Origin of the sequence: Alkalihalobacillus alcalophilus ATCC 27647 = CGMCC 1.3604 (assembly GCF_000292245.2) — a bacterium.
Taxonomy (GTDB): Bacteria; Bacillota; Bacilli; order Bacillales; family Bacillaceae_D; genus Alkalihalobacillus; species Alkalihalobacillus alcalophilus.
In genome coordinates this window covers 1-1,084 of sequence record NZ_ALPT02000163.1, presented here as the reverse complement: position 1 = coordinate 1,084, position 1,084 = coordinate 1, and the positions used below count along the sequence as shown (strand labels likewise).

At 34.9% G+C, this 1,084-nt stretch carries 3 protein-coding genes; all 3 read right to left on the bottom strand.

All coding sequences use genetic code 11. The features are described 5' to 3' along the window. Positions 1–235, bottom strand: a 235-nt coding sequence (locus BALCAV_RS20875; protein WP_040324339.1) for a rhodanese-like domain-containing protein, incomplete at its 3' end; no start/stop codon positions are given. Positions 236–260: 25 nt separating this feature from the next. Then, the gene (locus BALCAV_RS20870; protein ID WP_004427594.1) at positions 261–740 is read right to left on the bottom strand and encodes a DsrE/DsrF/DrsH-like family protein; all 480 of its coding nucleotides are present in this window, start codon (positions 738–740) and stop codon (positions 261–263) included. 69 nt (positions 741–809) lie between these two features. Next, positions 810–1,037, bottom strand: a complete 228-nt coding sequence (locus BALCAV_RS20865) for a sulfurtransferase TusA family protein (protein WP_004427597.1) — start codon at positions 1,035–1,037, stop codon at positions 810–812. Positions 1,038–1,084: the final 47 nt, after the last annotated feature.

Below are 1,084 nucleotides of genomic sequence, written 5' to 3'. Positions count from 1 at the left end.
ATAACTGGCTTGCCTTCTGAGAAAGCTCATGAAGAGGCATATTTTTAAATGTGTTAATTTTATTTCTAGAAAACTCACCAGATGTTCTTACATCAATAAATTGAACATCTTTTCTCTTTAACTCTTTTTTTAGCTCACTCGCTGAAATTTGTTTTACACCTTTAACAGGCATGAACTTATTGATTAAAAAGAATGCTACTAAGCCAACAACTATTATATTAATGATTACGTCCACTTTGTACCCCCTTGGGTAAAACTTATTAAATAAATAAGTTCACATTTCCTTCTTCAGCATCTGCTAGATATGCAGCTACTCCCGCGTATTCTAATCCATCAATTAATTCATCTTGTTGCAGTCCTAAAAGGTCCATCGTCATCGTACATGCCACAAGTTTGACTCCTTGTTCTTTAGCCATATCAATTAGATCCGGTAAAGGCATTGCATTATGCTTCTTCATGACATGTTTAATCATTTTAGGACCCATACCAGCGAAGTTCATGTTTGAAAGTCCCATGTTATCTGCTCCTCGTGGCATCATCTTAGCAAACATTTTTTCCAAGAATCCTTTTTTTACTGTTACTTGTTCATCTTTTCTAAATGCATTTAATCCCCAAAATGTTGAGAAGATTGTTACTTCATGATCATAAGCTGCAGCCCCGTTTGCGATAATAAAAGCTGCCATTGCTTTATCATAATCACCGCTAAATAAAATAATCGTTGTTTTCTTTTTGTCTGTCATGTTGCTCTCCCCTTTGTCATTTAAATTCACATATACCCTAATAGGTAATTTCTGATTAAAAAATTTAACCTAGCCTTTTTTAATCCAAAACTTTAAAACTCCATCTTCCTCTACATCTGTTAGTAATTCATGACCACCTGATTGTGCCCAAGCAGCTAAATCATTCTTGGCCCCTTTATCAGTCGCATGTATTTCTAAAATTTGCCCAGCTTCTAATTCGTTGATTGCCTTTTTAGTACGCACAATCGGCATCGGACAAGCTAACCCTTTTGCGTCTAGAACTTTATCTGATTTCATATTGTTTCCTCCTAAATATCATTTATACGTATACCCATATAGGTATT